General features: G+C 53.6%; 28 protein-coding genes and 1 riboswitch. Of the genes, 5 read left to right on the top strand and 23 right to left on the bottom strand.

Features of this window, described 5'->3' with window-relative positions; genetic code table 11:
- The 5 genes from KNP76_RS13000 to KNP76_RS12980 all read right to left on the bottom strand — a co-directional run bounded on the left by KNP76_RS13000 (position 1) and on the right by KNP76_RS12980 (position 4,392).
- Positions 1-1,479, bottom strand: a complete 1,479-nt coding sequence (locus KNP76_RS13000; RefSeq protein WP_214844771.1) for a sugar ABC transporter ATP-binding protein — start codon at positions 1,477-1,479, stop codon at positions 1-3.
- Positions 1,480-1,490: 11 nt separating this feature from the next.
- Complete coding sequence (rbsD, locus tag KNP76_RS12995) at positions 1,491-1,880, bottom strand: D-ribose pyranase (RefSeq protein ID WP_034816147.1); 390 nt, start codon at positions 1,878-1,880, stop codon at positions 1,491-1,493.
- The gene (gene rbsK, locus KNP76_RS12990) at positions 1,880-2,761 is read right to left on the bottom strand and encodes a ribokinase (RefSeq protein WP_034816149.1); all 882 of its coding nucleotides are present in this window, start codon (positions 2,759-2,761) and stop codon (positions 1,880-1,882) included. The genes rbsD and rbsK overlap by 1 nt, the downstream gene beginning before the upstream one ends.
- Positions 2,758-3,741: a LacI family DNA-binding transcriptional regulator gene (locus KNP76_RS12985; protein ID WP_034816152.1), complete on the bottom strand. Its 984-nt coding sequence runs from the start codon at positions 3,739-3,741 to the stop codon at positions 2,758-2,760. The genes rbsK and KNP76_RS12985 overlap by 4 nt, the downstream gene beginning before the upstream one ends.
- Positions 3,742-3,840: 99 nt before the next feature.
- Positions 3,841-4,392, bottom strand: a complete 552-nt coding sequence (locus KNP76_RS12980; RefSeq protein WP_034816154.1) for a GNAT family N-acetyltransferase — start codon at positions 4,390-4,392, stop codon at positions 3,841-3,843.
- Between the two features lie 68 nt (positions 4,393-4,460).
- Here KNP76_RS12980 and KNP76_RS12975 point away from each other — a divergent pair, with 68 nt between their 5' ends.
- On the top strand, positions 4,461-4,907 hold the full coding sequence (locus KNP76_RS12975) for a DUF4385 domain-containing protein (RefSeq protein ID WP_034816158.1): 447 nt from the start codon (positions 4,461-4,463) through the stop codon (positions 4,905-4,907).
- On the opposite strand, the gene KNP76_RS12970 is transcribed toward KNP76_RS12975, so the two are convergent.
- The 14 genes from KNP76_RS12970 to KNP76_RS12905 form a co-directional block, all read right to left on the bottom strand.
- Positions 4,908-5,348, bottom strand: coding sequence for a GNAT family N-acetyltransferase (locus tag KNP76_RS12970; protein WP_214844770.1), 441 nt, complete (start codon positions 5,346-5,348; stop codon positions 4,908-4,910).
- 89 nt (positions 5,349-5,437) lie between these two features.
- Positions 5,438-5,887 (bottom strand): OsmC family protein, encoded by a 450-nt coding sequence (locus tag KNP76_RS12965; protein ID WP_214844769.1) that lies wholly within the window; start codon positions 5,885-5,887, stop codon positions 5,438-5,440.
- 42 nt (positions 5,888-5,929) lie between these two features.
- Positions 5,930-7,495: a diguanylate cyclase domain-containing protein gene (locus KNP76_RS12960; RefSeq protein WP_214844768.1), complete on the bottom strand. Its 1,566-nt coding sequence runs from the start codon at positions 7,493-7,495 to the stop codon at positions 5,930-5,932.
- A 128-nt stretch (positions 7,496-7,623) separates the two neighbouring features.
- Positions 7,624-8,256: an SDR family oxidoreductase gene (locus tag KNP76_RS12955; RefSeq protein WP_214844767.1), complete on the bottom strand. Its 633-nt coding sequence runs from the start codon at positions 8,254-8,256 to the stop codon at positions 7,624-7,626.
- 23 nt (positions 8,257-8,279) lie between these two features.
- Positions 8,280-8,921, bottom strand: a complete 642-nt coding sequence (gene thiE / locus KNP76_RS12950) for a thiamine phosphate synthase (protein WP_251137487.1) — start codon at positions 8,919-8,921, stop codon at positions 8,280-8,282.
- Positions 8,890-9,732: a bifunctional hydroxymethylpyrimidine kinase/phosphomethylpyrimidine kinase gene (gene thiD, locus KNP76_RS12945; RefSeq protein ID WP_214844765.1), complete on the bottom strand. Its 843-nt coding sequence runs from the start codon at positions 9,730-9,732 to the stop codon at positions 8,890-8,892. Before thiD ends, thiE begins: the two co-directional genes overlap by 32 nt.
- Positions 9,729-10,517, bottom strand: a complete 789-nt coding sequence (gene thiM / locus KNP76_RS12940; protein ID WP_034807765.1) for a hydroxyethylthiazole kinase — start codon at positions 10,515-10,517, stop codon at positions 9,729-9,731. Before thiM ends, thiD begins: the two co-directional genes overlap by 4 nt.
- Entirely contained in the window at positions 10,514-11,188 is a 675-nt protein-coding gene (gene tenA / locus KNP76_RS12935; protein ID WP_214844764.1) for a thiaminase II, read from the bottom strand. The genes thiM and tenA overlap by 4 nt, the downstream gene beginning before the upstream one ends.
- Positions 11,189-11,262: 74 nt before the next feature.
- Positions 11,263-11,367: riboswitch (TPP riboswitch) on the bottom strand.
- 61 nt (positions 11,368-11,428) lie between these two features.
- Positions 11,429-12,877, bottom strand: a complete 1,449-nt coding sequence (gene pelG / locus KNP76_RS12930) for an exopolysaccharide Pel transporter PelG (protein WP_034816180.1) — start codon at positions 12,875-12,877, stop codon at positions 11,429-11,431.
- Positions 12,858-14,276, bottom strand: a complete 1,419-nt coding sequence (gene pelF, locus KNP76_RS12925) for a GT4 family glycosyltransferase PelF (RefSeq protein ID WP_214844763.1) — start codon at positions 14,274-14,276, stop codon at positions 12,858-12,860. The genes pelG and pelF overlap by 20 nt, the downstream gene beginning before the upstream one ends.
- On the bottom strand, positions 14,273-16,120 hold the full coding sequence (locus tag KNP76_RS12920) for a DUF2194 domain-containing protein (RefSeq protein ID WP_034807774.1): 1,848 nt from the start codon (positions 16,118-16,120) through the stop codon (positions 14,273-14,275). Before KNP76_RS12920 ends, pelF begins: the two co-directional genes overlap by 4 nt.
- The gene (locus tag KNP76_RS12915) at positions 16,102-17,040 is read right to left on the bottom strand and encodes a tetratricopeptide repeat protein (RefSeq protein WP_034807776.1); all 939 of its coding nucleotides are present in this window, start codon (positions 17,038-17,040) and stop codon (positions 16,102-16,104) included. Before KNP76_RS12915 ends, KNP76_RS12920 begins: the two co-directional genes overlap by 19 nt.
- A gap of 2 nt (positions 17,041-17,042) precedes the next feature.
- Positions 17,043-18,212: a GAF domain-containing protein gene (locus tag KNP76_RS16075; RefSeq protein ID WP_214844762.1), complete on the bottom strand. Its 1,170-nt coding sequence runs from the start codon at positions 18,210-18,212 to the stop codon at positions 17,043-17,045.
- Positions 18,213-18,365: 153 nt separating this feature from the next.
- On the bottom strand, positions 18,366-19,193 hold the full coding sequence (locus tag KNP76_RS12905; RefSeq protein WP_371816248.1) for a glycoside hydrolase family 191 protein: 828 nt from the start codon (positions 19,191-19,193) through the stop codon (positions 18,366-18,368).
- Between the two features lie 108 nt (positions 19,194-19,301).
- Between KNP76_RS12905 and KNP76_RS12900 the strand changes: the two genes are divergently transcribed.
- Positions 19,302-19,697, top strand: a complete 396-nt coding sequence (locus tag KNP76_RS12900) for a potassium channel family protein (protein ID WP_034816190.1) — start codon at positions 19,302-19,304, stop codon at positions 19,695-19,697.
- An 11-nt stretch (positions 19,698-19,708) separates the two neighbouring features.
- On the opposite strand, the gene KNP76_RS12895 is transcribed toward KNP76_RS12900, so the two are convergent.
- From KNP76_RS12895 to KNP76_RS12885, 3 genes are read right to left on the bottom strand one after another with little or no spacing between them, the layout of a single operon-like run.
- Positions 19,709-19,861, bottom strand: coding sequence for a hypothetical protein (locus KNP76_RS12895; RefSeq protein WP_034807783.1), 153 nt, complete (start codon positions 19,859-19,861; stop codon positions 19,709-19,711).
- A 48-nt stretch (positions 19,862-19,909) separates the two neighbouring features.
- Positions 19,910-20,746 (bottom strand): aminoglycoside 6-adenylyltransferase, encoded by an 837-nt coding sequence (locus tag KNP76_RS12890; protein ID WP_251137486.1) that lies wholly within the window; start codon positions 20,744-20,746, stop codon positions 19,910-19,912.
- Entirely contained in the window at positions 20,746-21,348 is a 603-nt protein-coding gene (locus KNP76_RS12885; protein ID WP_214844760.1) for a pentapeptide repeat-containing protein, read from the bottom strand. The genes KNP76_RS12890 and KNP76_RS12885 overlap by 1 nt, the downstream gene beginning before the upstream one ends.
- Positions 21,349-21,402: 54 nt before the next feature.
- Between KNP76_RS12885 and KNP76_RS12880 the strand changes: the two genes are divergently transcribed.
- Positions 21,403-21,849 (top strand): NUDIX hydrolase, encoded by a 447-nt coding sequence (locus tag KNP76_RS12880; protein ID WP_034816197.1) that lies wholly within the window; start codon positions 21,403-21,405, stop codon positions 21,847-21,849.
- Here KNP76_RS12880 and KNP76_RS12875 read toward each other — a convergent pair.
- Positions 21,820-22,530 carry a YjjG family noncanonical pyrimidine nucleotidase gene (locus tag KNP76_RS12875; protein ID WP_214844759.1) on the bottom strand — a complete coding sequence of 237 codons (711 nt, stop codon included), beginning with the start codon at positions 22,528-22,530 and terminating at the stop codon, positions 21,820-21,822. The two genes, KNP76_RS12880 and KNP76_RS12875, sit on opposite strands and share 30 nt — an antisense overlap.
- Positions 22,531-22,601: 71 nt before the next feature.
- On the opposite strand from KNP76_RS12875, the gene KNP76_RS12870 reads away from it, so the two are divergent.
- Both KNP76_RS12870 and KNP76_RS12865 read left to right on the top strand, forming a co-directional pair.
- Positions 22,602-23,444 (top strand): GNAT family N-acetyltransferase, encoded by an 843-nt coding sequence (locus KNP76_RS12870; RefSeq protein WP_051622663.1) that lies wholly within the window; start codon positions 22,602-22,604, stop codon positions 23,442-23,444.
- The coding region (locus KNP76_RS12865; RefSeq protein WP_214844758.1) for a hypothetical protein at positions 23,441-23,630 on the top strand (190 nt) is incomplete at its 3' end. The genes KNP76_RS12870 and KNP76_RS12865, both read left to right, overlap by 4 nt.

Below are 23,630 nucleotides of genomic sequence, written 5' to 3'. Positions count from 1 at the left end.
TCACTGTCCTCCTGTCGCGTAAGTCATGACGCGCTCTTGTGTCGCCTCTTGTTTCGTGAGCGTCCCGGTGACGACGCCTTCGCGCATGACGACGATCCGATCGCTCATGCCGAGCACTTCCGGTAAATCGGATGACACCATGATGATGGCGACGCCGGATTCGGCGAGCTCGCTCATAATCGTGTAAATCTCTTTCTTGGCGCCGACGTCGACACCGCGTGTCGGCTCATCGAGGATGAGGACGTCTGGTTCCACACCGAGCCATTTCCCGAGCACGACTTTCTGTTGATTCCCGCCCGATAGCGACTTCACTTTTTGTTCCATCGAGTGGTGTTTGACACGCAACTTTTTCAAATAGTCGTCAGCAAACGTCTCTTCGGCTTGCTTCGAGATAATCGTCCCTTTCGCTCGCCGGTCGAGCGTCGGGAGCGAGAGGTTTTCCCGGAGCGAGAAGTCGAGCAACAACCCTTCGCCTTTGCGATCTTCCGTCAAGAAGGCGATGCCGTGACGAATCGCGTCACTCGGCTTTTTGATGCGAATCGGTTTGCCGTTCAGCTTGACCGTCCCGGCTTTGGCCCGGTCTGCCCCGAACAAGGCGCGCATCACTTCCGTCCGCCCTGCCCCCATGAGGCCCGAGAACCCGACGATTTCACCGGCACGGACGTCAAACGAGACGTTGTGGAACCGGTTACCTATCAATCCGTCCACTTCGAGCACGACGTCCCCGATTGTCGCGTTCCGGTCCGGGTAACGTTCGCCGATTTCTCGGCCGACCATCTCTTTGACGATCGCTTCGAACGATGTGTCCGCGATGCGGTGTGTCCCAATCGAGACGCCGTCACGGAGCACGGTGATGCGGTCACACAGTTCAAAAATCTCTTCCATCCGATGCGAGATATAGATGATGGACACCCCTTGGTCACGAAGCGCTCGTGATACCGCGAACAGCGCCCGAATCTCGCGGTCGGTGAGCGCGGCCGTCGGTTCGTCCATGACGATGACTTTCGCATCCGTCATGAGCGACTTGGCGATCTCAATCATCTGCTGTTGCCCGACCGATAAGTTTTTCGCAAGTTCATCGACTTCCATGAACACGTTCAGCTCGGCCAAATATTCGCGGGCCCGACGCTTCATCTCTTGATGCTTGATGACACCGAACGCACCCGTCAACTCGCGGCCGAGAAACAAGTTCTCCGTCACCGTCAACTCCGGCAAAATATTCAGCTCTTGATGGATGAAGGCGATGCCTTCACGCTCCGCTTCTTTCGGATGTTTGAATTGACGAACCGCCCCATCGATGACGACCTCGCCTTCGTCTTGCGCATGGAGCCCGGTCATCACTTTCATGAGCGTCGACTTTCCAGCCCCGTTCTCCCCCATCAACGCATGAATCTCGCCAGGAAGGAGCTCGAAATCGACACCTTTTAACACGCTGACCGGTCCGAATGCCTTATGGATTTGTTTCAATTCGATATGCATCGAATCCCTCCTTAAAATATGACGCCAGCATGCAAGATGACGTTCGCGTAAGGTGTCGCCTCACCCGTCCGGATGACGACTTTCGCCGTCGCGACTTCCCGTTTAAAGTCCTCATGGGAACATGTCGCTACCGTGTCGAACCGTTCGGTCAACGCTTTGGCGATTGCCTCGTTTTCCGTGAACACCTCATCGGCAATCGTGATCTGTTCGATGACCATGTCCGACTCGACCGCATCCAAGACGTCGAGGAACGACGGCTCTCCGAGGCGAAGCGCCAAATCGACGCGTTCGACTCCGTTTGGAATCGGCAGGCCGCAATCGGCAATGACGACTTTATCCGTATGGCCGAGATCGGCGAACACTTTCGTCAAATGGCTGTTCAAAATCCCATGCTTCTTCATCACACTCGCTCCAATCGCATCAAGACTTCTTCTCGTGTCGGCATCCCGCCTTGTGCACCGAACCCTTCCACACTCATGCCTGAAGCGACGACGGCAAAACGCACCGCTTCCAGCAAGGGACGACCTTCGACGAGACCGACCGCGAGCGCGCCGTTGAACGTGTCACCGGCTCCCGTCGTATCGACGACGTTCGCACGGATCGCCCGGATGTGCTGAATCCCTTCCCCGTCGTGGAAACGGACACCCCGCACCCCCTCTGTGACGATGAGCTTGTTCGGGAAACGGCGCAACACGTCCTCGATTGGCACATCGCCGAACAAATCACGGCATTCGTGTTCGTTCGGCGTCACGTACGTCACATTGTCGAGCAGCGTATCCGTGAGCGTTTGAGACGGGGCCGGGTTCAATAGGACCGGAATGTTTCGCTTTCGGCAGTAGGCACTCACGTGTTCGACCGTCTCGAACGGAATCTCGAGCTGGAGCAAGACGAGTGTGTCCTCGTCGAGCAGTGCGTCGAGTTCACCGTCAGTGAAGCGGACATGTTTGTTGGCTGATTGAACGACGACAATCGAATTGTCGCCTTCGGCGAGGACGATGTGTGCCGTCCCGGTCACATCTTCCACCGTCTGCAGATGACGGGTACCGACATGATGCGTCTCAAAATTTTGACGGATGCTCGACCCGAACGCATCCGAGCCGACACAGCCGACCATCTCGACCGTCCCGCCTAATTTAGCGGCAGCGACCGCTTGATTGGCTCCTTTTCCGCCGGGCACGGTTTGGAACGTATTCCCGATCACCGTCTCTCCGGCGCGTGGACGTTTATCTGTCGTAACGACCAAATCCATCGAGATGCTTCCAATCACTACAATTCGGTTCATCTGTCTTGCCCCTTCCGTCTCGTCGTCTGCCGTTCCGTTAACGTAACCGGCAACAACATCTCTTTTGTCTCGACGTCTCGTTTTTCAATCAAGTCCAGCAACCGCTCTGTCGCGAGACGCCCCATCTCATAAATTGGCTGCGCGATCGTCGTCAGTGGCGGCGACGTCATCTCCCCGAGCTCGATGCCGTCATAACCGATCACCTGTAAGTCTTCCGGCACGCGCACGTCACGCCGTACCGCTTCTTGAAGCACGGCAGCGGCGATGACATCGTTTGCTGCGAACAGGCCATCGAACGGCCAGTGTGTATCAAATAACGTTTGTGCGGCCGTGAGCGCTTCTTTGAACGTGAAGTTCGAATGGGTCATCCCGATGAGGCGATCCCCAGCGACGTCAAGAAAGCCCTCGGTGCGCCGCTTCACGGTCTGCAATTGCTCGGGTCCAGCGATATGGACGAGACGCGTCGCGCCAGAGGTGATGAGTGTGTCGGCCGCGAGGCGCCCCCCTTCATACCCGTCTGAGATGACGGCATCAATGCCCGATTTCACGATTCGGTCAAGGGCGACCATCGGCAAGTCGAGCTTCTCATAGTTCGGGTTATCCGAATGATTCGTCGTGATGATCAAGCCGTCCACATGCATCGTCTGTAAGGCGACGAGATAGCCCTGTTCTTTCTCGAGTTGCTCGTCCGTGTTGCATAGGACGACTTGATACCCGTGCTGATTGGCGACATCTTCAATCGCACGTGCCAACTGTGGAAAGAACGGGTTCGTGATGTCAGGCATGATCAACCCGATTAATCCGGACGTCTTTGTAAATAAGGACCGTGCGACACGGTTCGGTGCGTAATCGAGATCGGCGATGGCCTGTTCGACGGCGGCTCGCGCCTCCGCGCTCACGTAGCCGTTATTGTTCATGACACGGGATACCGTCGCGACCGAGACGTTCGCCTGTTTCGCCACTTGTTTGATTGTCGCCATCTCCACACCCCCCATTTTGGTAACGCTTACAAACACATCATAATGTGTAACCGGTTACATATCAAGCTTTATTTTTCGAAAGAAAAACCGGATGACTCATCAGAGAGCCAAACGGTTCGTGTAGTCTTCTTTTGTGAGCACGTAGACGAGACTCGTTACGGTACGACCGTCTAACCGCGTCAGCTGTTGAGACGTCGTGAACGCATAGACGAATCCACATTTCTCGACGACACGTCGCGACTGTGCGTTGAAATCGAAATGCCCGCACCAGATGCGCTCGAGTCCAAGATTTTCAAACCCGTGGCGCAGCATCGCGCGCACCGCCTCCGGGATGTAGCCTTGTCCCCAAAATGCCGGATTCAATACGTACCCGATCTCCCGCTGCGCCTCGTGCTGAATATTCGGGTCCGGACGCCGGTCGTGCAACCCGATCGTCCCGATAACCTCGCCTGTCGCTTTCAACGTGATGGCCCATACGTCTTGGTCGGCTTGAAACATACGAATGACGTCGCGCGTTTCGTCAATCGATTGATGAGGAGCCCAACCCGCATTCGGGCCGACCCGGTCGTCTTTCGCATAAGGGTACATCATCTCCGCGTCATCGAGTAAAAAGGCGCGAAGTCGTAAACGTTCTGTCTCGAGTTGAATCATCTTGGACTCCTTCCCATCGTTTTTCCCTTGCTCGTTCAGGGAATGGATTGAACAGAGGAGGGATGACGATGCCGTTTGATTATGATTTAGACTTTGACACGATCGACTTCCGGGAGCAACCCGAACTGTATCGCGTCGGCCGCGGGGAGCAAGGGGTGCTCCTCGTCGAGCCATATAAAAGTGAGATTTTGCCACACTGGCGCTTCAAGACGCCGGACATCGCCAAGCAATCGGCGGATGAGATTATGGAGCTGTTTGAAGCATATCGCAACAATGACGACTTTGTCGGCATGGACATGGCCCGTAAGTTCATTCAGATGGGTTACACGCGGGCACGTCGCTATGCCAACTATAAAGGCGGACGCAAATATAAGGCGGACGGTGACATCCACGAGCGTGACATTGATGAAGAGAAGGCCGAATCGGCCCGTATCTTTAAAGAACGCTGGGATCAAATCCGAGCCGATGAGGACTATTTGAAGCGAAAAAAGGCGCATCAACGTCAATACGGATAATTAGTTGACCATGACGAGAAACTCGGTCGCCCCTTTTTGAAACGATGCCACTTGCCGGAAGCCGACGCGTTCGTACAGTCGAACCGCTCGCTCATTGAACGACGCGACGGTGAGGCGGACGGGCTTCCCGCTCCGCTTCGCCTCAGAAAGTACCAGCTCGAGGAAGTTACGGCCTCGACCCTGTCCCGTCAAATCTGGGCGCATGCCAAGACCAAGGTCAAGATGCACATCATCGTATTTGTATGTATCGTTAGGGACTTGAGCGTACACACCGAGGCAATAAAAGCCAATTAGTTCACCTGCTTCATGGACAGCCTGATGATGCATCAGTTCTTCGAGTCCTGATTGTGACGGAGTTTGATTATAGAAATCATACGGTGCCTCGTACGTCCACGCTTGAATCGCGCGGGCGTTTTGTTCTGTCATCGGTTGGACGTTCATGTATGCCCTCCTCCTTGCGTCTCTTTGTTCGCGTTCGCGGAGGAGGATTCCTGGTTCGCCCACAAAAAAAAGACGGGCTGGCCCCGTCTTTACTTTCGTGTCCACGTCGCCGTGATGTCGACATCGGCCGCGTGCATCAAATTGTGGATCGGACACCTCGCCTCGACACCTTTTTGAAGCTCCGCAATCCGCTCATCCGATTCGACCGTCTCGAGCACGATATGGACATGTACGTTCTCAAAATATGTCCGTATTCCTTCGACACCTTGGAAGCCGCGCGGGTCGAGCGTCCCTTCGGTCACGAACGTCACGCCATCATAATCGAAGTTCTGGTCCTGCGCGACGTAGGCGATCATAATCGTCGTGCACGACGACAACGCACCAAGCAAATATTCGAGCGGGTTCGGTCCGGCGTCGGTGCCGCCGAGCCGCTCCGGTTCATCGACGATGAACGGAGCCAAGTCGCGGACGTGTACCGTCGTCTTCACCCCGGTCGATTCTCCTTCAGTGCGCATCGTCACTAACGGTTTCTCTGACATGCCATCTCCTCCTTGTAACGGGTTATCGTGAGTCTGTTCCCGTTATTTCGGACCGTGTAACACGTCGTCATAAATCGCGTAGTCGTTCTTGCCGTCTTGCTTGATTTGGTACATCGCCTGATCGGCTTTATGGATGAGCGTATCGAGGTCGACCCCTTGCCCAGGAGAGAGGCTCACGCCGATGCTCGCCCGAATCGGAATCGATTGCCGTCCGAGCAAGAACGACTCCTCGCTGAGCGTCCGTTGCAGCCGTCTGACAAAATCGATGAGACGAGGCTCTGTCACATCTGTCAAGAAGATGTAGAACTCGTCGCCGCCGACCCGGGAAGCTAGACCGTTTTCCGGCGTGACCGATTCGAGCAACGTCCCGAGATGGATGAGAAACTCGTCACCGACTTGGTGACCGTACGTGTCGTTGATCCCTTTAAACCCATCAAGGTCGAGGATGATGAGGGCAAGTGTGTCCGCTTGAAGCAGCGCTTGGTCGGCCTGTTCATAAAACGCGCGGCGGTTGGCGAGTTTCGTGAGCGGGTCGTGATACGCGAAAAAGCGAATCGTCTGTTCGGCCTCTTTGAACGAGTGCACGTCCCGGATGAGGATCATCCCGTGAACTTTTTGGTCGATATAGACGAAGTCGCCATCGATGACGACATAACGCTCTTGCCCCGTCTTCGTTTGAATCTTCGTCTCGAACTCGAGGAATTTCTTTTGTGCTTGGAAGTGCTGGCGGTAATGATGACACCACTCTTCCCGCTTTTTCTCCGGCAACAAGTCGACGAAACGTTCGTTGACGACCCGGACCGTATGGAACAACATCCGGGCGGCCGGGTTGGCGCTCTCGATGCGCCCGTTGTCGTCGACGAGCAGAATCGCGGACGGGTTCAAATTGTAGAGCGTCCCATATCGTTTCGCGTACGAGGCCAAGAAGTCGAGGCGGTTCATCGCCACGACGAGCGCGACGGCCCAGACGAGACCTCCATACATATAACCGTACGGCGGCATGACACCGCGGAATTGGAAATAACCGAACACGACGTCCCAGACGAGGACGGCGAGCGCCGTCCAAATGAGCATGCGTAGCACGCGCTGGTGCTCGGTTCGCTCTGCCCGTTTGAGCGCATAGACGAGCAAAAGGACGATGAGAAAATGGAACACGTTCCCAATCGTCATCGTGATCAAATACGAGGCGTTGAACTCAGGATAAATCCAAATTCCGACTTGGTCGAACCGTTGGCTGTTGATGATGTTCTCTTGACGGATGAACGTCAAGGCGACCGGGATGAGCGGTAAATAAAGGACATATGGGTAGAGCCATTTCGGCAACTTGGCTCCGACACCCGTCACTTTGAAGATAAAATGGACCGAGCACACAAAAATTAAAATCCCGGCGTTCCCGAACCAATACGTCACGAAGGCCGGACTGAGTTCAATCGGTGACAAATGACGGCCGAACTCTGCCAGGAACAACATCGCATAGCCGAAGACGAACAGACTGAGCAGCCGATGTTCGACTTGTCGCGGATTTCGAAGCAACACATCCAGTGCGAGATGGCTGAGCAGGAAGGCCGGTAAGAGATAAACGACCATATACGTAAACAGTGCGGTCATGGATGGACCCCTTTCTCAAGACAGGTACGTCTCTACTTTCTCTATCGGATGCATCGTTCCCTTTGTCGAGTCGATGCGCACATACAAAAAACGAGCGGGACTGAGGTCCGCTCGTTTTCGTCATCTCGTTATAACGTCTCTTCAATCGCCGTATCGCCTTTTACGAGGTCGATTGACTTGTTATAGGCCGCTTCGTGGCCAATCACATGGGCGAGGAAAGCCGCCACGTCGGCGCGTGGAACTTCACCGGTCGACACGTCCCCGGTCTTCACTTTCCCAGTCCCGGCGTCATCCGTGAGCGCCCCTGGACGAACGATCGTGTATGTCAATCCGCTCTCCTCGAGCAGACGATCCGCGTGATGTTTCGCCACGTAATACGGTTTCATCTCATCCGGCCATGCCGAGCGGTCTTCCGCCTTCAACGCGCTCACCATGACGAACTGTTTCACACCTTGTTGTTTTGAAGCTTCGATACTTTTCGCTGCCCCGTCTAAATCGATCAAGAGCGTCTTATCGGCACCCGTATGTCCGCCAGAACCTGCTGCGAATACGACGACGTCGGCACCGTCGATGGCGTCTGCCAAGTTCGCGACGTCGCCTTCAAGGTCACCGAGTACGGCTTGATAGCCTTTGTTTTTAAAATCTTCGAGTTGTTCGTCTTTCCGTACCATCGCCGTCACCTCATGCTTGCCTTCCTCCTGTAAGCGTTCGACGAGCTGTTTTCCAATCTGTCCGTTCGCACCAATTACAAATACGTTCATCTGTCTTCCTCCTCGAATCGAATTCAGAGACACTTGAAACGTCGGGTGGCTGCTGCCACGTCCGGCGCCGAAGCGATGGCCGAGATGATGGCGACCCCGTCGGCCCCGTCACGTCGAATCAACTCGACATGTTCAGGCCGAATGCCCCCAATCCCCACAATCGGGAGCTCTCGGTACGCCGCCCGCACTTGACGGATGAGCGTCGTCCCGTTCACTTCCCCGGCGTCCGCTTTTGAGTCCGTCGGAAAGATGGGGCCGATGCCGACATAGTCCGCATGCACCATCGCCGTCGTCGCTTCTTCGAGCGAATGGACGGAGACACCGAGCCATTTGTCCGCCCCAATCATCTGTCTGACGCGACGGGCCGACGCATCTTCTTGCCCGACATGGACCCCGTCCGCGTCGAGCTTCATCGCCAGCTCGACATCATCGTTCACGATAAACGGGACGCCGTACGCGCGACAAAGTCGAAGCAACGTCCGGGCCACCGCTTCTTTTTGATCTCCATACAGTGCCTCATTTCCTTTTTCGCGAAATTGAAAACATGTGACGCCACATTGAAGTGCCGTCTCGACCGTCCGGAAGATGTCTTTTGTGTTCGTCGTTCCACAGATGAAGTACAGCTCTAGCTGTTCAGCGAGCTCGGCTCGTCGTGATCGTTTCAAGCGTGACACCCTCCTCTCCGTGCATCCCGTACGCCCAATGGTTCGTCGGTCCGTGCCCGGTTCCGATCTCGAGTCCATACGTGATGGCGCTTTGGATGAACCGCTTTGCCGTCACGGTTGCCTCAATCATCGGACGGCCTTTGGCGAGCTCGGCCGTGAGCGCCGCCGAGAACGTACAGCCAGTGCCGTGCGTGTCAAGCGTGTCGATACGCGGTGCCGAGACGAGGAAGGCCTCTGACGCCGTCAAGACGAGATCTTCGGCACGTTCACCCTCGAGATGACCGCCTTTTAAGACGACGGCCTTCGCACCGAGCGCCAAGATTCGTTCCGCCGCTTCAAGACGGTCTTGGAATGAGCGAATCGTCAAACCCGTCAACACTTCTGCTTCCGGCACGTTCGGCGTGACGACGGTCGCGAGCGGCAACAACGCCGTCTTGAGCGCCTCGACAGCCGTGTCTTGAAGCAAAGACGCCCCCCCTTTTGCGATCATGACCGGGTCGACGACGAGCTGTTTGAACGCATGCCGCTTCACGCCGGAAGCGACGGTCTCGATTCGACTCGCATCGAACAACATCCCGGTCTTGCACGCCTCGATTGAAAAATCGGAGCCGATCGCATCGAGTTGTTGCGCGAGCAATTCAGCCGATACCGCTTCGACGCCATGCACACCACGTGTGTTTTGCGCCGTGACTGCCGTCAAGACGCTCGTCCCGAATACACCGAGCTCTTGAAACGTCTTCAAATCGGCTTGAATGCCGGCGCCGCCGCCCGAATCAGATCCGGCAATCGTCAACACTTGTGCGCGCTTCATGACACCACCTCAATCCGGTCGCTCGGCAGTTCGACCGCGGTCATCTTCCCAAGCTCGTTCAAGAAATGAATTGGGAAATCGCCCGATCCCTCGGCACGTGCGGTCGCGAGTTCCCCGCAACGGGCGTATCCGGCGAGCGCCGTCGATGTCGCGGTCATCGCGTCAGCCTCAACCGCAAGAAACGCGCCGACGACCGCGCTGAGCAGACAGCCGGTCCCGGTCGTCCGCGTCATCGTTTCGGTTCCTCCTTTGATTTCAATCGTCACGTCCCCGTCGCTGACGACATCCGTCTCTCCGGTCATCGCGACGACACAGCGATACCGTTTGGCCGCCTCGCGCGCGACGTCTGTCACGTCTTGCAACGCTTCTCCCGCGTCGACCCCGCGCGCGTGCGCCGTCCGGTCAATCAATGTCGCCATCTCACCGGCGTTCCCCCGGATAACCGTCACCTGAACCTGCTCGAGGATTGCAGTCGCCACTTGACGTCGAAACGCCGTCGCACCGACACCGACCGGATCGAAGACGATAGGACGTCCTGCAGCGTTCGCCGCTTGTCCCGCTCGAATCATCGTCCTTTCCGTCGTCGCATCGAGCGTGCCGATATTCAACACGAGCGCATCGCTCACCGTCGCCATTTCCGCTACTTCCTCGACAGCGGACGCCATGACCGGTGACGCACCGATCGCGAGCAATCCGTTCGCCGAGAAGTTGGCGACGACGATGTTCGTAACGTTATGGATGAGCGGCCGCTCGGCCCGTACCTTATCCCACAAATCACGCTTCATCGGCTCACCTCCACCGGAACGTCCCACGTCTCGAGCGTCCAGGCCATCTGCCAAAACGCCACTTCGTAATAACAGCTCTTCAAGAACAACTGACGGTAACGTTTGCGTTCGGCTTCTGTCGCTTGCTCGGCCAACAGATTGAGTCGTTCAATCTGTTCTTCGACGAGTTCGCGGAACCATTCCGACCCATACGTCGCAATCCAAGCCGTATAGATCGGATGCTCCGGCTTTGCATCTTTCAATCGTTCGCCAATCTCGTAGTATACCCAGTAGCACGGTAAAATCGCTGCGAGTACGTCCCCGAGCGTCGGTCCGGCTTGTTGCATGTGCATCGCGTACGCATATGCGGTCGGCGCCGGCTCGAACATACGTCGCTCTTCCTCGGTCACATCAAGCATCGTGAAGAACTCACGATGTAACGCGTGTTCCGCCTCGATCGTGTGGAGCGCGTGTGTCAAAAAACGGCTCGACAGTTCCATATCTTGCGCCACGATTGCCCCTCTCGCCTGCACTTTCGAAAATTGGTTCAGATAGTATGAGTCTTGCAGAACATAGTGGCGAAACTTCGCCTCGTCGAGCGTCCCTTCGCCGAGTGATCGGACGAACGGGTGGTCAAAACTCGCTTGGAACAAAGTATCCGCTTCTTGTCGGATGTGTTGGGTGAACGTCATGATGAACTCCTCCTTTTGTATGAAAAAACGCCGCCTCCCATAACGGAAGCGGCGTCGGACATATAGCGTGAGAAAAGTCGTTTCGCCCACTTCCCTCCGCTAGCGTGAACTAGATCAGGTTCAAAGGGTCTGGACCTCGTCCATCTCAGCCGCGTCATGCGACTCCCCTAGTGGCAAACATTATGAAATTCGGTCGTCTTCGGACACATCATATCAATCTTTCGCTGAAATAGGAACCCTTCAACGCGAGAAGCGACGATTCAATGCCGTTCCCATCTGTGAGAAGCGCTCGATTCCGAGCTTGCGTCGATTCGAGGACGCGAACACGTAATAGTCGACTTTTCCCATGAAATACATCAAGCGCAAACCGGCGATAAAGAACGTGATGGTCGTACTGACGGCAAACCCGACGCCGTACCAATCGATGCCGAGCGGTAGCAGCGCCAGGGTGAAGAGTGCGTTGCCTGTGAAAAATGACAAGTTAACGAATAGTGCCCCGCGCCGGTCCTCAAAATAGAGAAGGAGTAGCGTCAAGACGAGAATCATCGCGTTCGCGAAAGCGGCGAGCGTCGTCATCCGAAAGATTTGACCGACTTCTTCCGGTACGCCAATCCAGCCGACGAACACACCCGCCATGAGAATGGCGAACAACGTGACGACCCCTTGGCTTCGTCCGAGACGAATCAATTCGTTCTTCAGGACGGTCGTCATCGTCTGTTTCGCCTTATCGATTTGATGCAAAGCGCCCCCGTAGTTGATGAGGCCGTAGAACGTGCGATACCGTTCATAAAAGCGTGTCTCGACGGCGACGACGAACAAGAGTTGGGTCGGGACAATCGTCAAGTAAGACCAGAATACGGCCGTGTCATAGTACGGGTTGAACACGAACGATTCCGCGACGACGGTCCGCCCCTCCCCGAACCAAATGATGAAGTTCGTCACCCAAATGCCAAGAACGTACAAGACGCCGATGGCGAACAAATCGGGGTAGAGATCAAAATAGCGGAAATAGGAAAACTCGTTCGTCGCATAGCGGAGCGGGAACGTCCGTAGCATCGCAAAGAATAAGCCGAACAGCGTGACGAGCATCCCGACCGTGAAGCCGAGCAACAGCTCCAAGCTCGTCGGGTCCACTAGGATGCGGCTAATCAAGAACACACCGCCAATCGCGATAAAACCGCCGAGTAAAAAGCTGTACGCGATCGCCTGATAAAACTTGGCAGCGCTCAAAAATAAGAACATGACCCAAATGACGTTAATCGTCATGAACAAGACGAACAAGACGAGCTTATACAAAAAATCGAGCGGTGAAATCATCCAAAAGATGCTGTACATGATGATTGCTGCGAGCATCGTCACTTTCAGCATTCCGGTAAAGACGGGAAAAATATCGTGTGCTTTCTTCTCGTAAAACAAATCGGCGACGTAGCGCGTGACGACGAGCTGTTGGAAACTGAACAAGATTTGCGAGAAGATGAACGCATAAGATACCGACAACATAAACAGCGTCCGTTCCTCGAGTGAGAGCATCGGCATTTGAAACGCCAGCCATTGAATCGTCCCGACGACCAAAATGACGATGAGCCAAGGTCCTGAGGTGACGAGACCGGAGAACGTGTACGCCTTCAGTCGGGATGAATAGTAGTCTTCTTGAAACAACTTCTGTAACTTAAACCCGATGCCCGCCATACTGTTCCCTCCTCGCTTCATAGATTGCTTTGTACCGGTCGACGAACTGTTGCAACCGATAATATTGACGGACGCGTTCGCGGCCGTTCTTGCCGAAGCGCATCCGTTCACGCGGATAATCTATCATCCACTCGATTTTATCGGCGAGTGCTTCCGGGTGGACAGGCGGCACGATGAACCCGGCTGGACCGAACGGGTCGTCCGAGCGACCGTATAAAAGTTCCGAACAGGCACCGACGTCCGTCGCCACCCATGGAATACCGGCAGCCATCCCTTCTAGGACGGCTAGCGGCTGCCCTTCCGAGATGCTCGTCAGTAGCAACAAATCGAACGTCGGTAACCATTCCTGCACATTCACTTTCCCGACAAGTTCGACATAATCCGTCAGACCGCTCTGTTCAATCAACAACCGACATTCCTCGGCATATTCTTCGTCCTCATCGAGCGGGCCCATAATCGTCAGTTTAAAGAGACGGCGCCGTTCTTGTAAAATCTTCGCCCCATAAATCATCGTCTTTAAATCTTTAATCGGTACGACACGGACGATGGCCCCGATTTGAAACACGTCGTGCTCGACCGGCTCGATGACCGGACGGATGTGGCGATCGGCGATGCCGTTGGCGATAATCTTCGTCTTTTCGCTCGGTGCCCCAATCCATTCCTGATATTCACGATTCCGTTCAAACAGCGTAATAATCTCATCGGCCGCATTGTAAGCCTCGCGTGACAAGTGGTGGAAGAAACGGACCCAGCGCGGCTTGTACGGAGCCGGAATCCAGTAGGACTGAAGAATCTCTTCTTCGCGCTCACGGGAATAAATGCCATGCTCGGTTAATATGAACGGGATGCCTTGTGTCTCTTTCATATAGGAGGCGACCATCCCGGCGTAACCGGTCGACACGGAATGGACGAGATCGACGTCGGGGAGCGGCTGATGCAACACGCGAAGCACCGGCATGTACATGCTTTGCCACATCCAAAAGTAGTCGATGAAAGATCCACCGTTCATCTCTTCAGAATAGGCGGTCTTGACGTTGTGCCAGAAAAACTCACTGGCGAAAAACGCCTCACTCGAGGGGACTCGCGTCCCGATAATCCCGAGCGCTTGTCGATTCGGACTCTTCAACATCAGCCAATCCGACAGCTTCCGCTCTTCCTCAGGCGCGAGTTTCATCCGTCCTTTCCCCTTCACACCGGACTCGTTCAAATAGAGATGCGTGATTCCAGACACATTTTCCGGCAACACATACTTCATGTCCTCGGGACGCTTCACGGTCGGTTGGATGGAGATGATTTGAAACTCCACATCCGGCATCTCTTCAATCAGCGTCTGGGTCCAACTCGACACCCCTCCGCTCACGTACGGATAACTCCCTTCTAACACGAGTCCAATCTTCATGGTGTGCCTCCTTCGATGGCAATCTGAGCGTTCGCCGCCGTCAATGTGACCAAGTAGAGCGGGCGATCCGCTTCCATTTGTTCGACCGTCCCAAAGTCGAACGTACCTGTCTCAAGCGATTGTCCGGACTTGAGCCGGACCGTGAAATGCGACGGATTGACGAGCCCTTCGCCTGACAAGTAGACAGTCCCGTCATCAAACGAGATGTTCACGTCCGCCGCTTGGTAGGTGATGAGCTTTTCCGTCGCGTAATGCTGGGTATACGACTGCAGGTGCGGATAGTTTGTATTCACGTCGTCATTGATTTTTTTCAGACTGGCGAACATCGTGTCCCAGTCACGTCCAAGTGCCCGGTCGGGGTCGATAACGTCATCTGGGTGAATGAAGTGCGAGAAGACGCCAAAATTGGCAATCGCGTCGACCATCTGGAAAATCGAACCGCGCTCTTCCCCGTAATCGCTCGATACACGTGGAAAGTGGTAGACGTGAGGGTGTGTCTCATCGAACTCGAACTCTTGCACGAAATCCCCGTTCTCTGGTTCCCCGGTATAAAGCGACGCGATTGTGCGCAGTTCAGGTAACGCTTCAGCGATCGCATCGACGCCGGTCCGATTCAAGGCGTTCGACGGTGGGACGTACGATTTGAGCGTCTCAGCCGGGAAATAGTTCGCGAACACGGACTCGGCTTGAAGAAGCGACCGCTTCATCTCGTCTTTATCTTTCCACGGGATATAGCCATACGTCGGGTCAATCGGCTCATCAGCCGTGACGAGGGATTGATGGTTATAGCCATGTAAACCGATTTCTCCACCGCTTGCCAATAACTTACGACCGAAAAACAGCATCGGGAATTCGCCTCGTCTAATCAACTCTTCATCGACGAGTTCCATTTCTTCCTCGTACGTGCCAATCATCGCACCGGTGTAAATCAAGTCGTCTTCTTCGCCCATTCGGAGCATGTCTTCCCACCAATCTTCAGCAAAGAAGTCTTTGACCGATTTGTCGAGCGGCGTCGTCGAGACGTCTTTCATCTTCCCGCTCATAATCGGGGCCGGAAAGTCATCGATATACATGAGCTTGATGGCAGCCTGTGCGGAGACGAACGCCGGTGGCAACGTGCCGAGCGTTTGGACGAACAGGCCACGCGTCATCTTTTGATTAGTGATGGTCGTGTTCCAATAGAGCACGTTCCCATCGCCGACCGCATATTCCCAAAGGATAGGGAACCTTTCTGCCGACAGTAAGACGTTTGCGTCGTCTGCGATGGCAAAATCGACGACACTGTGGACGAACAGATCTTCCGGTGGATTCAAGTCGACGTAGCCTGGGAAAATCACTTCCTCGAAATTCAAGCCGTACACGTCCGGCACAAACTCCCCAATCTCTTCAATCCCTGTCAGCTCATTGAAGGCAGCATCTTTAAACCGGTTGCCAAAGATGAGGTTGCCGCCTTGCTTTACAAATTGTTTCATCTCGATGAGCGGCCAACGTGTCGTCCGTTCTCCCGTGAAGATGAGAATCGTATATGGCGAGGGCGTCACCGTCCCGACTTGTTCCGGTGTGATTTCTTGGACGTCGATTTTCGCATAGCGAAGCCCATATAGGATATTTTCAGCCGTCTGAACGGCCAATTCTTCTTCGTCACGGACAAGATAGACTTGAAGGCGATGTTGGCCGGTCTGAGCCGTTTCTCCGCCTTGAATCTGGTCAATCTCGATTCGCTGCTCTGCGATACCCGGCAACAGCGTGTGCAACGAGTGGATCCGTAAGTATTGAATCGCGCCGACGATGACGAGAAATAAGACGATGAAGAGCGAGAATGAGATTACAGTTCGTTTTTCCATGATGTCGTGTCACTCCATTCTTCAAATAGCAGCCGATACTCGTACGGCACGTCCTCGAGCGAGAATTGGGTTTGCATCATAAACATGACCGCTTTCACCTCGGCCCAACGTTCCCGCTCATAATAGAAATCGATGAGCATGAGATGGGCCTCGATGCGTTCCGGGAAGTGATGCACATACTCTTTCAAGATAGCAAGTTGCTCTTTCGGTCGTTTCGCATCACGATAAATTTCATTCAAATCTTCATATATCCAAGCCGTCGGCGGAAAGAGCGTTTTGGCAATCAACAACTCCTTCAACCAGGCTTCCCGCTTGTCGGTCAGCATGACCGTCGTAATCAGTTCACTGTGGATCATCCGTTTATAGATGGTGGCGAGCCGGCGAATCGATGCCGGATTCCCAAGGTCGTAGTCACGTTTCGCCTGCTTCAATTCTTGTTCGTATTGATCGACCAAAATGTTCATCGTTGCCGCTGCATAATGGACCGTTTCACTGTCCTTACTCTGCAGACCCATCTGCAAGTACTTCCCTTGTTGGTCAATCGAGTTATTCACGTGCGTCAAAATCGAATGTTTCCGAATCGCCGGGTCTTTTGAGTTGATGGCATCGGTCAACGGGAGCAAGCTCGCACTCGATTTCGCCTCGTGACGAATCTTTTCATAGTTGACGACCTTGAAGTCGATATATTCATCGTAGTCTTCAATCAAGCCACTGCGACCGAACCGTTCGGCGAGTCGATAGACAGCATAGACGGCAAGCTCGGCGATGAAAGGTAAAAACAGCCCGAAGCAAAGGGCTGTCACTGCGACCCCGTAATCTGGGGCTTTCATTCTCCGCTTCAACACAATGAGCAAGGCGAGGGCGAGGATGGCATGAATGACATAGAGGAAAATCCAAACGGTGCTACTAATCGTTGCCATACTCACACCCCTTTCTGAATCAAGATGCCTTCAATCCGGTCATAAATCCGTTGCCGGTGTTCTTCGCTCGTCCCCGGCAGTAAGAGCATCAGCTTGTTGTCATCTTTGTCGTAGCCGACGACATCGATTTCCCGCAAGTACGAATGGACGATGGCCTCGATGCTTTCGAGGGACACCGGCTCATAGCCAAGCGCATATTCGAGTACGATGTAAGGTTGGCCGTGATGCAGTTTCTTTTGCTCTTGCAACGCAACGAGCTCAGTGAACGCATCTTTTTTATAGAACGACGTCCCCGGATAGAGCAAAGCATGCTGTTCTTTTCGAATGAGCGTCTGCGCGTTCTCAATACGCGTCCCGATCCAGGAGAAGAGGATGTTCAAGACGTGCAAATCATCGGTCGTCAACTTACGGAGCGGTAAACGTATGATGACGACGACTTCACGCGTCTGTCCATCAATCGTGATCGGCGCGAGCAACATCGGGTCCGAGTCTTCATCATCGAGTTGGCGTAGCGTCGTCTCTTGGACTTGGAAAAAACGTTTAAACATGCCCGATGCCTCGTCGAGGAAAATCGTTTGCGGGAACTCTTTTTTCTCCGCTTGGCGAATAAGGAGACGCATCGACTTCTGCGACCGGTCGACGTGATAGATGGCAACGTCACTTGCGAGAAAATATTTTTTCAAGAGGCGAATCGTTTCGCTTCGAATCAATTCAGGATGTGGTAAATCAAGCGAGACGGCCAATTCATACAGTTGGTTGAGGCTATATTCCGATTGGAGTAACTTTTGACGAAGTGTCGTCTGAGAAGTGTTGAGTAAGTCGACTGTCTCTTTCAAGTACGTGTTTTCATCTTTCAGTTCCTCGTTGCGGAACTGACTGATCTCGTACCGTTCACGAAATGACGTGCTGAACAATCCGACGATGACAGTGAGGGCGAAGTAATAGAATAACGTGAGAAGTGAATTTGTATCGTAGAACAATAGGAAGATGTCGCCACCGACGAAACCCGTATAGACGACCTTATAGACAAGCAACAGAGCGAAACTGATGAGACCAAAGATTGTCCCGTACCGTAAGGCGAATAAAATCGCCGCAACGTAAAACAAGTTTAAATCGTTTTGAATCGACCCTAAGCTAAACACGAGGTCGATGCCGATCAATACGGCGAACACGACAAGGATTTCGGTCCACTTGATCCATGGACGGTCTTGAGCGTAAAAAATAAGAATCCCCTCCTCTTCGAGTTTTATGTTGTTTTATGGTAAAAATATTAGTTCCTTACATTAAATACCCGCACACTTCCTTCCTGTAACCTTAAGTAATCCCTAAAAATCCCATGTGTCATAATAGGTCGGCTCATGATAATGGATGTAACCGTTCGCTTCGGCCAAATCACGACTCGCACTTTCTTCCGTATCCGATACGGTCAATACGGCAATGTCGTACGTTTCGCGCAACGCGTTTAATCGCTCAATTTTTTCCATCGACCATGAATCTGATGTGATGGCCGTATAGTTAAACCCTTCCCACATGAATCCGTCGACGTAAGGGGCAGTCGTCCGCTCCAACGTCTCGATTCCCCAATTCTGAACGATCGGGACACCCGGATACGTGCCTTGGATTGATTTTAGAAACGTTTCTAAACCGTCGAGCTGTTCGGCTAAGTCGGTAGGATAGTCGAGATGAACGTCATCGATGTCACCGACCGTATCCAAGAAGATGCCATCGATATGCTTATTGATGATTTGTTTTTGGATTTCACGAATCAAGATTTTTCGAAAGTTGGCAGATGCGATATTCGTCAAATACGAGTCCCATCTCTGAAAATAGATACGTTCCCCGTCCCGATAAAAGAAATCATCCTCTTCCATTTGTCCAATTAACGCCCGGTTCCACGTATCTGCCTCCATCACGTTGATATAGCCGAGTACTTTCGTCCCCTTCGATTGAATCGCCTCGATTTGTTCGGTCGTGTACCAAATCGGTTCGATAATCACGAGGTCATACCTGGACATATCGGCGATAATCTCGTCTGTCGGCACGTTGTAAAAGATTTTATACGTCTCAATCTCATCGAAATCGAATGGCGTTTTTGTCACGCAACCCCCTAAAATAATCGTTGAACACAATACGATCAATAAGTAACGCCGCACACGGACACCTCCTTGTCGTTGGTTCGTTCATGATGTCAAATTGGTCCGTTTCCTAGTGTCTGGGCAGGGTACAACAGTTATAGACCTTCTAAAAAAGGAGAGACGAACATGAATACCATTCTCTTCACGATTGCCGTATTATTCGTCGGCATGAACGTATATACCTTCTTTCGGCACAAGACGTATCGGCAGACCGGCTTTGACGGACGCTTCTTCAGTCACTTATTCGTCAGTCTGTGCGGCGTCCTAGCCGGATTTGCCGTCATCTATTACGCCTTGTCACAAAACGGTGTCATCCTCGTCACGTCGCTCGAGTCGATGACCCCGGTCGATCCGAATTGGCAGAACCTCCTCTACTTCAGCGGGGTCACTCTCCTTTCCATCGGCTTTGGGGACATCCTACCGGTCGGTCCGGCCCGCTGGTTTGCGCTCATCGAAGCCGTCATCGGCATCTTATTGCCGACAGTGTTTTTTGTGAAATCCATCTACAAAAAAGAAGACTGACAGGCAGTCTTCTAGCGTCCGGTAATGAGCAAATACATGTTAAACGCGACGAGTCCGAGCGGAAACAAGGCCACGACGATGATGGGCCATTTTTTCGTCCGGATGCCGACAAATAAAAGTAAACTCCCCACTAGGAGCGCGATGAACGTCGTATACGGATTCAAGCGTCATTCCCCCTTCTATACAAGGGGGTTTCCCGACTCGGTAAAAAGTTAATCGCGCTGACACCAAAGTGTCGAATAGGCGTCACGTATGCGTCGTGCTTCTGCTTCCTGAAACGGAATCCCTGACTGGTCGGCCACTCGTCGACTGACCTGTTCGAACAAATCGATCAGCTGACGATGGGCTGACTCGAGCGAAGTCGTCTCGATGACAGGATATGTGTCGAGATACGCCTCCCAACACTCCCGGGAGACGTGTTGGCTGAGGCCGTCTCCAGACTTCCCGACGTTCACAGTAAAGCCCGTTTGAAACCCGACCTCGAACGAGAGCATCTGCCGGAGCATCGTCCGCATGATGGTCAAATGGTCATACGCGTACAACAACTGTTTCCGGTTGATGCCTTTAACGACGTAAAGCGACACCCACCAAAATTCGTTCCAACACTGTTCATAATCGAACCGCGTCGGTCGTTTGATGCGGTACGTGTCATCAGACGGGACTGGTTGACCGGCGATGTCGTCTTTATCAATCAGGACGAGACTGAGCGAATCAGCGGCGAGCGTGGCCGCGACCGCCTCAAGCGGACGGACGGTCAAATCGACACGATGGCCGGCGGCGAACTGAACGAGAAAGGCGAAGCGTTCATAGTCGGCGTGGCCCGGCACCTCATCCGGCGTCTGCATAATCAACACGTCCCCGAGCGGCCCCATCCACGAGCGGTCTTCGATGAACGCGTTCACGTCTTCGACGAAACAAGTGACATCGACGTCTTGATAGCAATCCCGTTGCACGTCCGGGTTGGCGAGCGACCCGTTCAAAACGAAGACACGAACGTTGTCGTCTCGGCTCACGAACTCACGTAACCGTTCGAGTACACGTTCATTCATCATACGACGTTCGCCCCGAGCGAGCGGGCGACTTGTACGGCCTGCATCACGTCAATCGTCGCTCGTTTTATATTGACGTCTGAAAAATCGACCCCGTCCATCTCGGCTCCTACAAAATCCGCACCGGTGCAGTCGGCGTGTTGCAAGACGGCACGGGACAAGACGGCGTTCGTCCACACCGTCTCTTTCAAATCAGCCCCGTATAAATCGGCCTCGGTCAACCGGACACCGGACCAGTCCATCTTCCGGAGTGGGGCGTGCCGAAGATTGACGAACGACCAATCCCCTTCACGCACGACGACCCCTTCGAACGTGCATGACTCGAATGACGAACCTGTCATCTTGCACTCGTCGAACTCCGACAAGAACAGGTTTGCCCCGGTGAACGTGCAGTTTAAGAACGAACTCTCGTTATGACGTGAGGCGTTCCATTTTGAATCGGTGAAGTCACAGTTGATGAAGCGGCACTGCTCGGTCTCGAACTCGGTCGCATCAATATAGGTAAAACGACAGTTCTCGAACGTCGTCTGCGTGAGTTGAACGTCACGGAGCGTCTCGTCCCGAAAATCGTCTCCAACGTATGTGGCATGTGATTGAAACATAATCGGCCTCCTTGGCGTATACTCGTTATAGCTATAGGAATGGAGTGATGAAACATGGATATCGTATTTCCGACCGAACAAGGCACGTTCAATTACCGGGTCGCCGGCATTTGGGTCCAAGACGGTCATCTGCTCGTCCACCGGAACGTGAACGATGACTTTTGGGCGTTGCCGGGCGGTCGTGTCGGCATCGGCGAAGAAGCCGAGCTCGCCTTGACACGAGAGTTACAGGAAGAACTCGAAGCCGCAGTGACCGGAACGACGTTCGCATTCGTGTCCGAAAATTTCTTCACGTACCTCGAGCGGACCGTGCATGAAATCGGGATGTACTTTTATGTATCGGGCGACCTCCCGCTCCAACATGGAGACTTCCATGGCCCGGAAGGGGATCACCTCATCTATCGTTGGCAGCCGCTCGAGACGCTCCGCGAGTTAAAACTGTTCCCGGAGACGCTTCACGCGTTGCCCCAATCACTGCCGCCCCACTTTATCGACCGCTGAGCCGGACAGAATCGATGTCAGCTCGTTCAAGTCTTGAATCTCATACGTCGTTTCGACCGTCGCCGCAATCTCATGCGGATTGTACCAGCACGTATCGAGCCCGTACATGCGTCCACCGGCGATATCGGCCGTGACCGAGTCGCCGACGATGAGCCCGCGTTCCGGTGCGACGTGCGGCACACGGTCGAACACGTAGTCGAAGAACGGTTTCATCGGCTTCTGTGACCCGGTCGCGTCCGAGACGAACACGTCTTGGAAATAAGGGAGCAGTCCCGAGGCTTCGAGCCGTTTGAACTGCGTCTCCGTGACGCCGTTCGTGACGATGTAGAGCGGATATTGTTCGCTGAGCGTTTGGACGAGCTCGAGCGCCCCATCGATGATGTGCACACCCGAGTGAAGATGGTCGCGATAGCGCTGTTCAACTTCATGTGCATCGATTGTGATACCAAGCGTGTCGAACAGTTGCGTGTGGCGTCCCATCAAGACGTCTTCCCGTCCGACCTCGCCGCGCTCGAAGGCGCGCCATAATTCGTTATTAATCGTCACATACTGTTGTTTCAGTTCATCGGTCATGTGAACGTTGTACGCAGCGAGCAACTGCTGCAAAGCGACGTGCTCGCTCTGTTTAAAGTCGAGCAACGTATCGTCGACATCGAATAAAATCGCTTCATATCGTTTCATAATCTGTATTACCCCTCTCTGTCTCTAATGTACAGGAACAGACATTGAAGTTCAAAAAAGGAGCAAACCGTATGCCAAAAAAGCCAATCACCAACCTCGAATATTCGGAAAAAGAACTCGACTCGTTTTTTTACTTAGCCGACGAGACATTCGGCATCGATTTTCGCGAGTGGTACAAAGCTGGCGAATGGACTGACCGTTATCGCTGCTATTCATTGACGTTCTATCGGAATGTCATCTCGAGCGTCGGGATGAGCCGGATGACAGTGATGATGGACGGAACCGCGCGAGAAGCGTATCAAATCGGAACGGTCATGACAGACGAGATCCGACAAGGACAAGGACTCGCCACCCGCATCTTTAAACACTTGTTCAAGCAACATGACACGGATGGGTTGCCTTATTTTCTAGCTTGCAACGAAAGCGTTGAACCGTTTTACGAGAAGCAAGGCTTCTCCGCACAATCGGAACCGGAGTTTTTCGTCCGCGTCTCGGGATCGGCTTCTCCACTCGAACACGTCGACGTCGATGCCGAACAGTGGCGGCGTTTCAAACTGGAATCACTCCCGTTTTCACCGCGCCTCTATACGACAGACGATATGCACATTTGGATGTTTCATTACTATCAAGGGATGGACGAGGATGTGTATCGTTTCGATGACGTCCATGTCATTTATATAATCGAACGCTCGCGTTTAATTCTGTACGCCGTGCTGTCGCCGCGTCCTGTCGATATGCGTGACGTCGTCGCACGCCTCTCTTTTGAAGGCATCACCGAAATCGTCTTTAAATTTACGCCCGATTTGGATGGTGTCGAGCAACGTCCGTCCAGCGACGGTCCATGGATGATTCGCATGAACGAAGGGAAGTTTTTCCCTGAAGGTTGTCGCTTCCCTTATTTGTCGCAAGCATGAAAAAACTCGCCTTACGGGCGAGTTTTTTGCGTATAGAATACATGTCGAAGCGCCCTTGCCGCTTCTTTAACGGCTCGTCTCGCTTCCGGGACGTATGCTTGACACTCCCACAGCTAAAGCAGTGGGATTCTGAAGTGCTTGTGCGAGCGCAGTCCATTTCTGTTTTGCTCAAGCCTTCAGATGAGG

This window comes from Exiguobacterium sp. s150 (assembly GCF_018618435.1).
Taxonomy (GTDB): Bacteria; Bacillota; Bacilli; order Exiguobacteriales; family Exiguobacteriaceae; genus Exiguobacterium; species Exiguobacterium alkaliphilum.
Note: the sequence above shows the minus strand (reverse complement) of the source record. Positions and strands in the feature narration are given on the sequence as shown.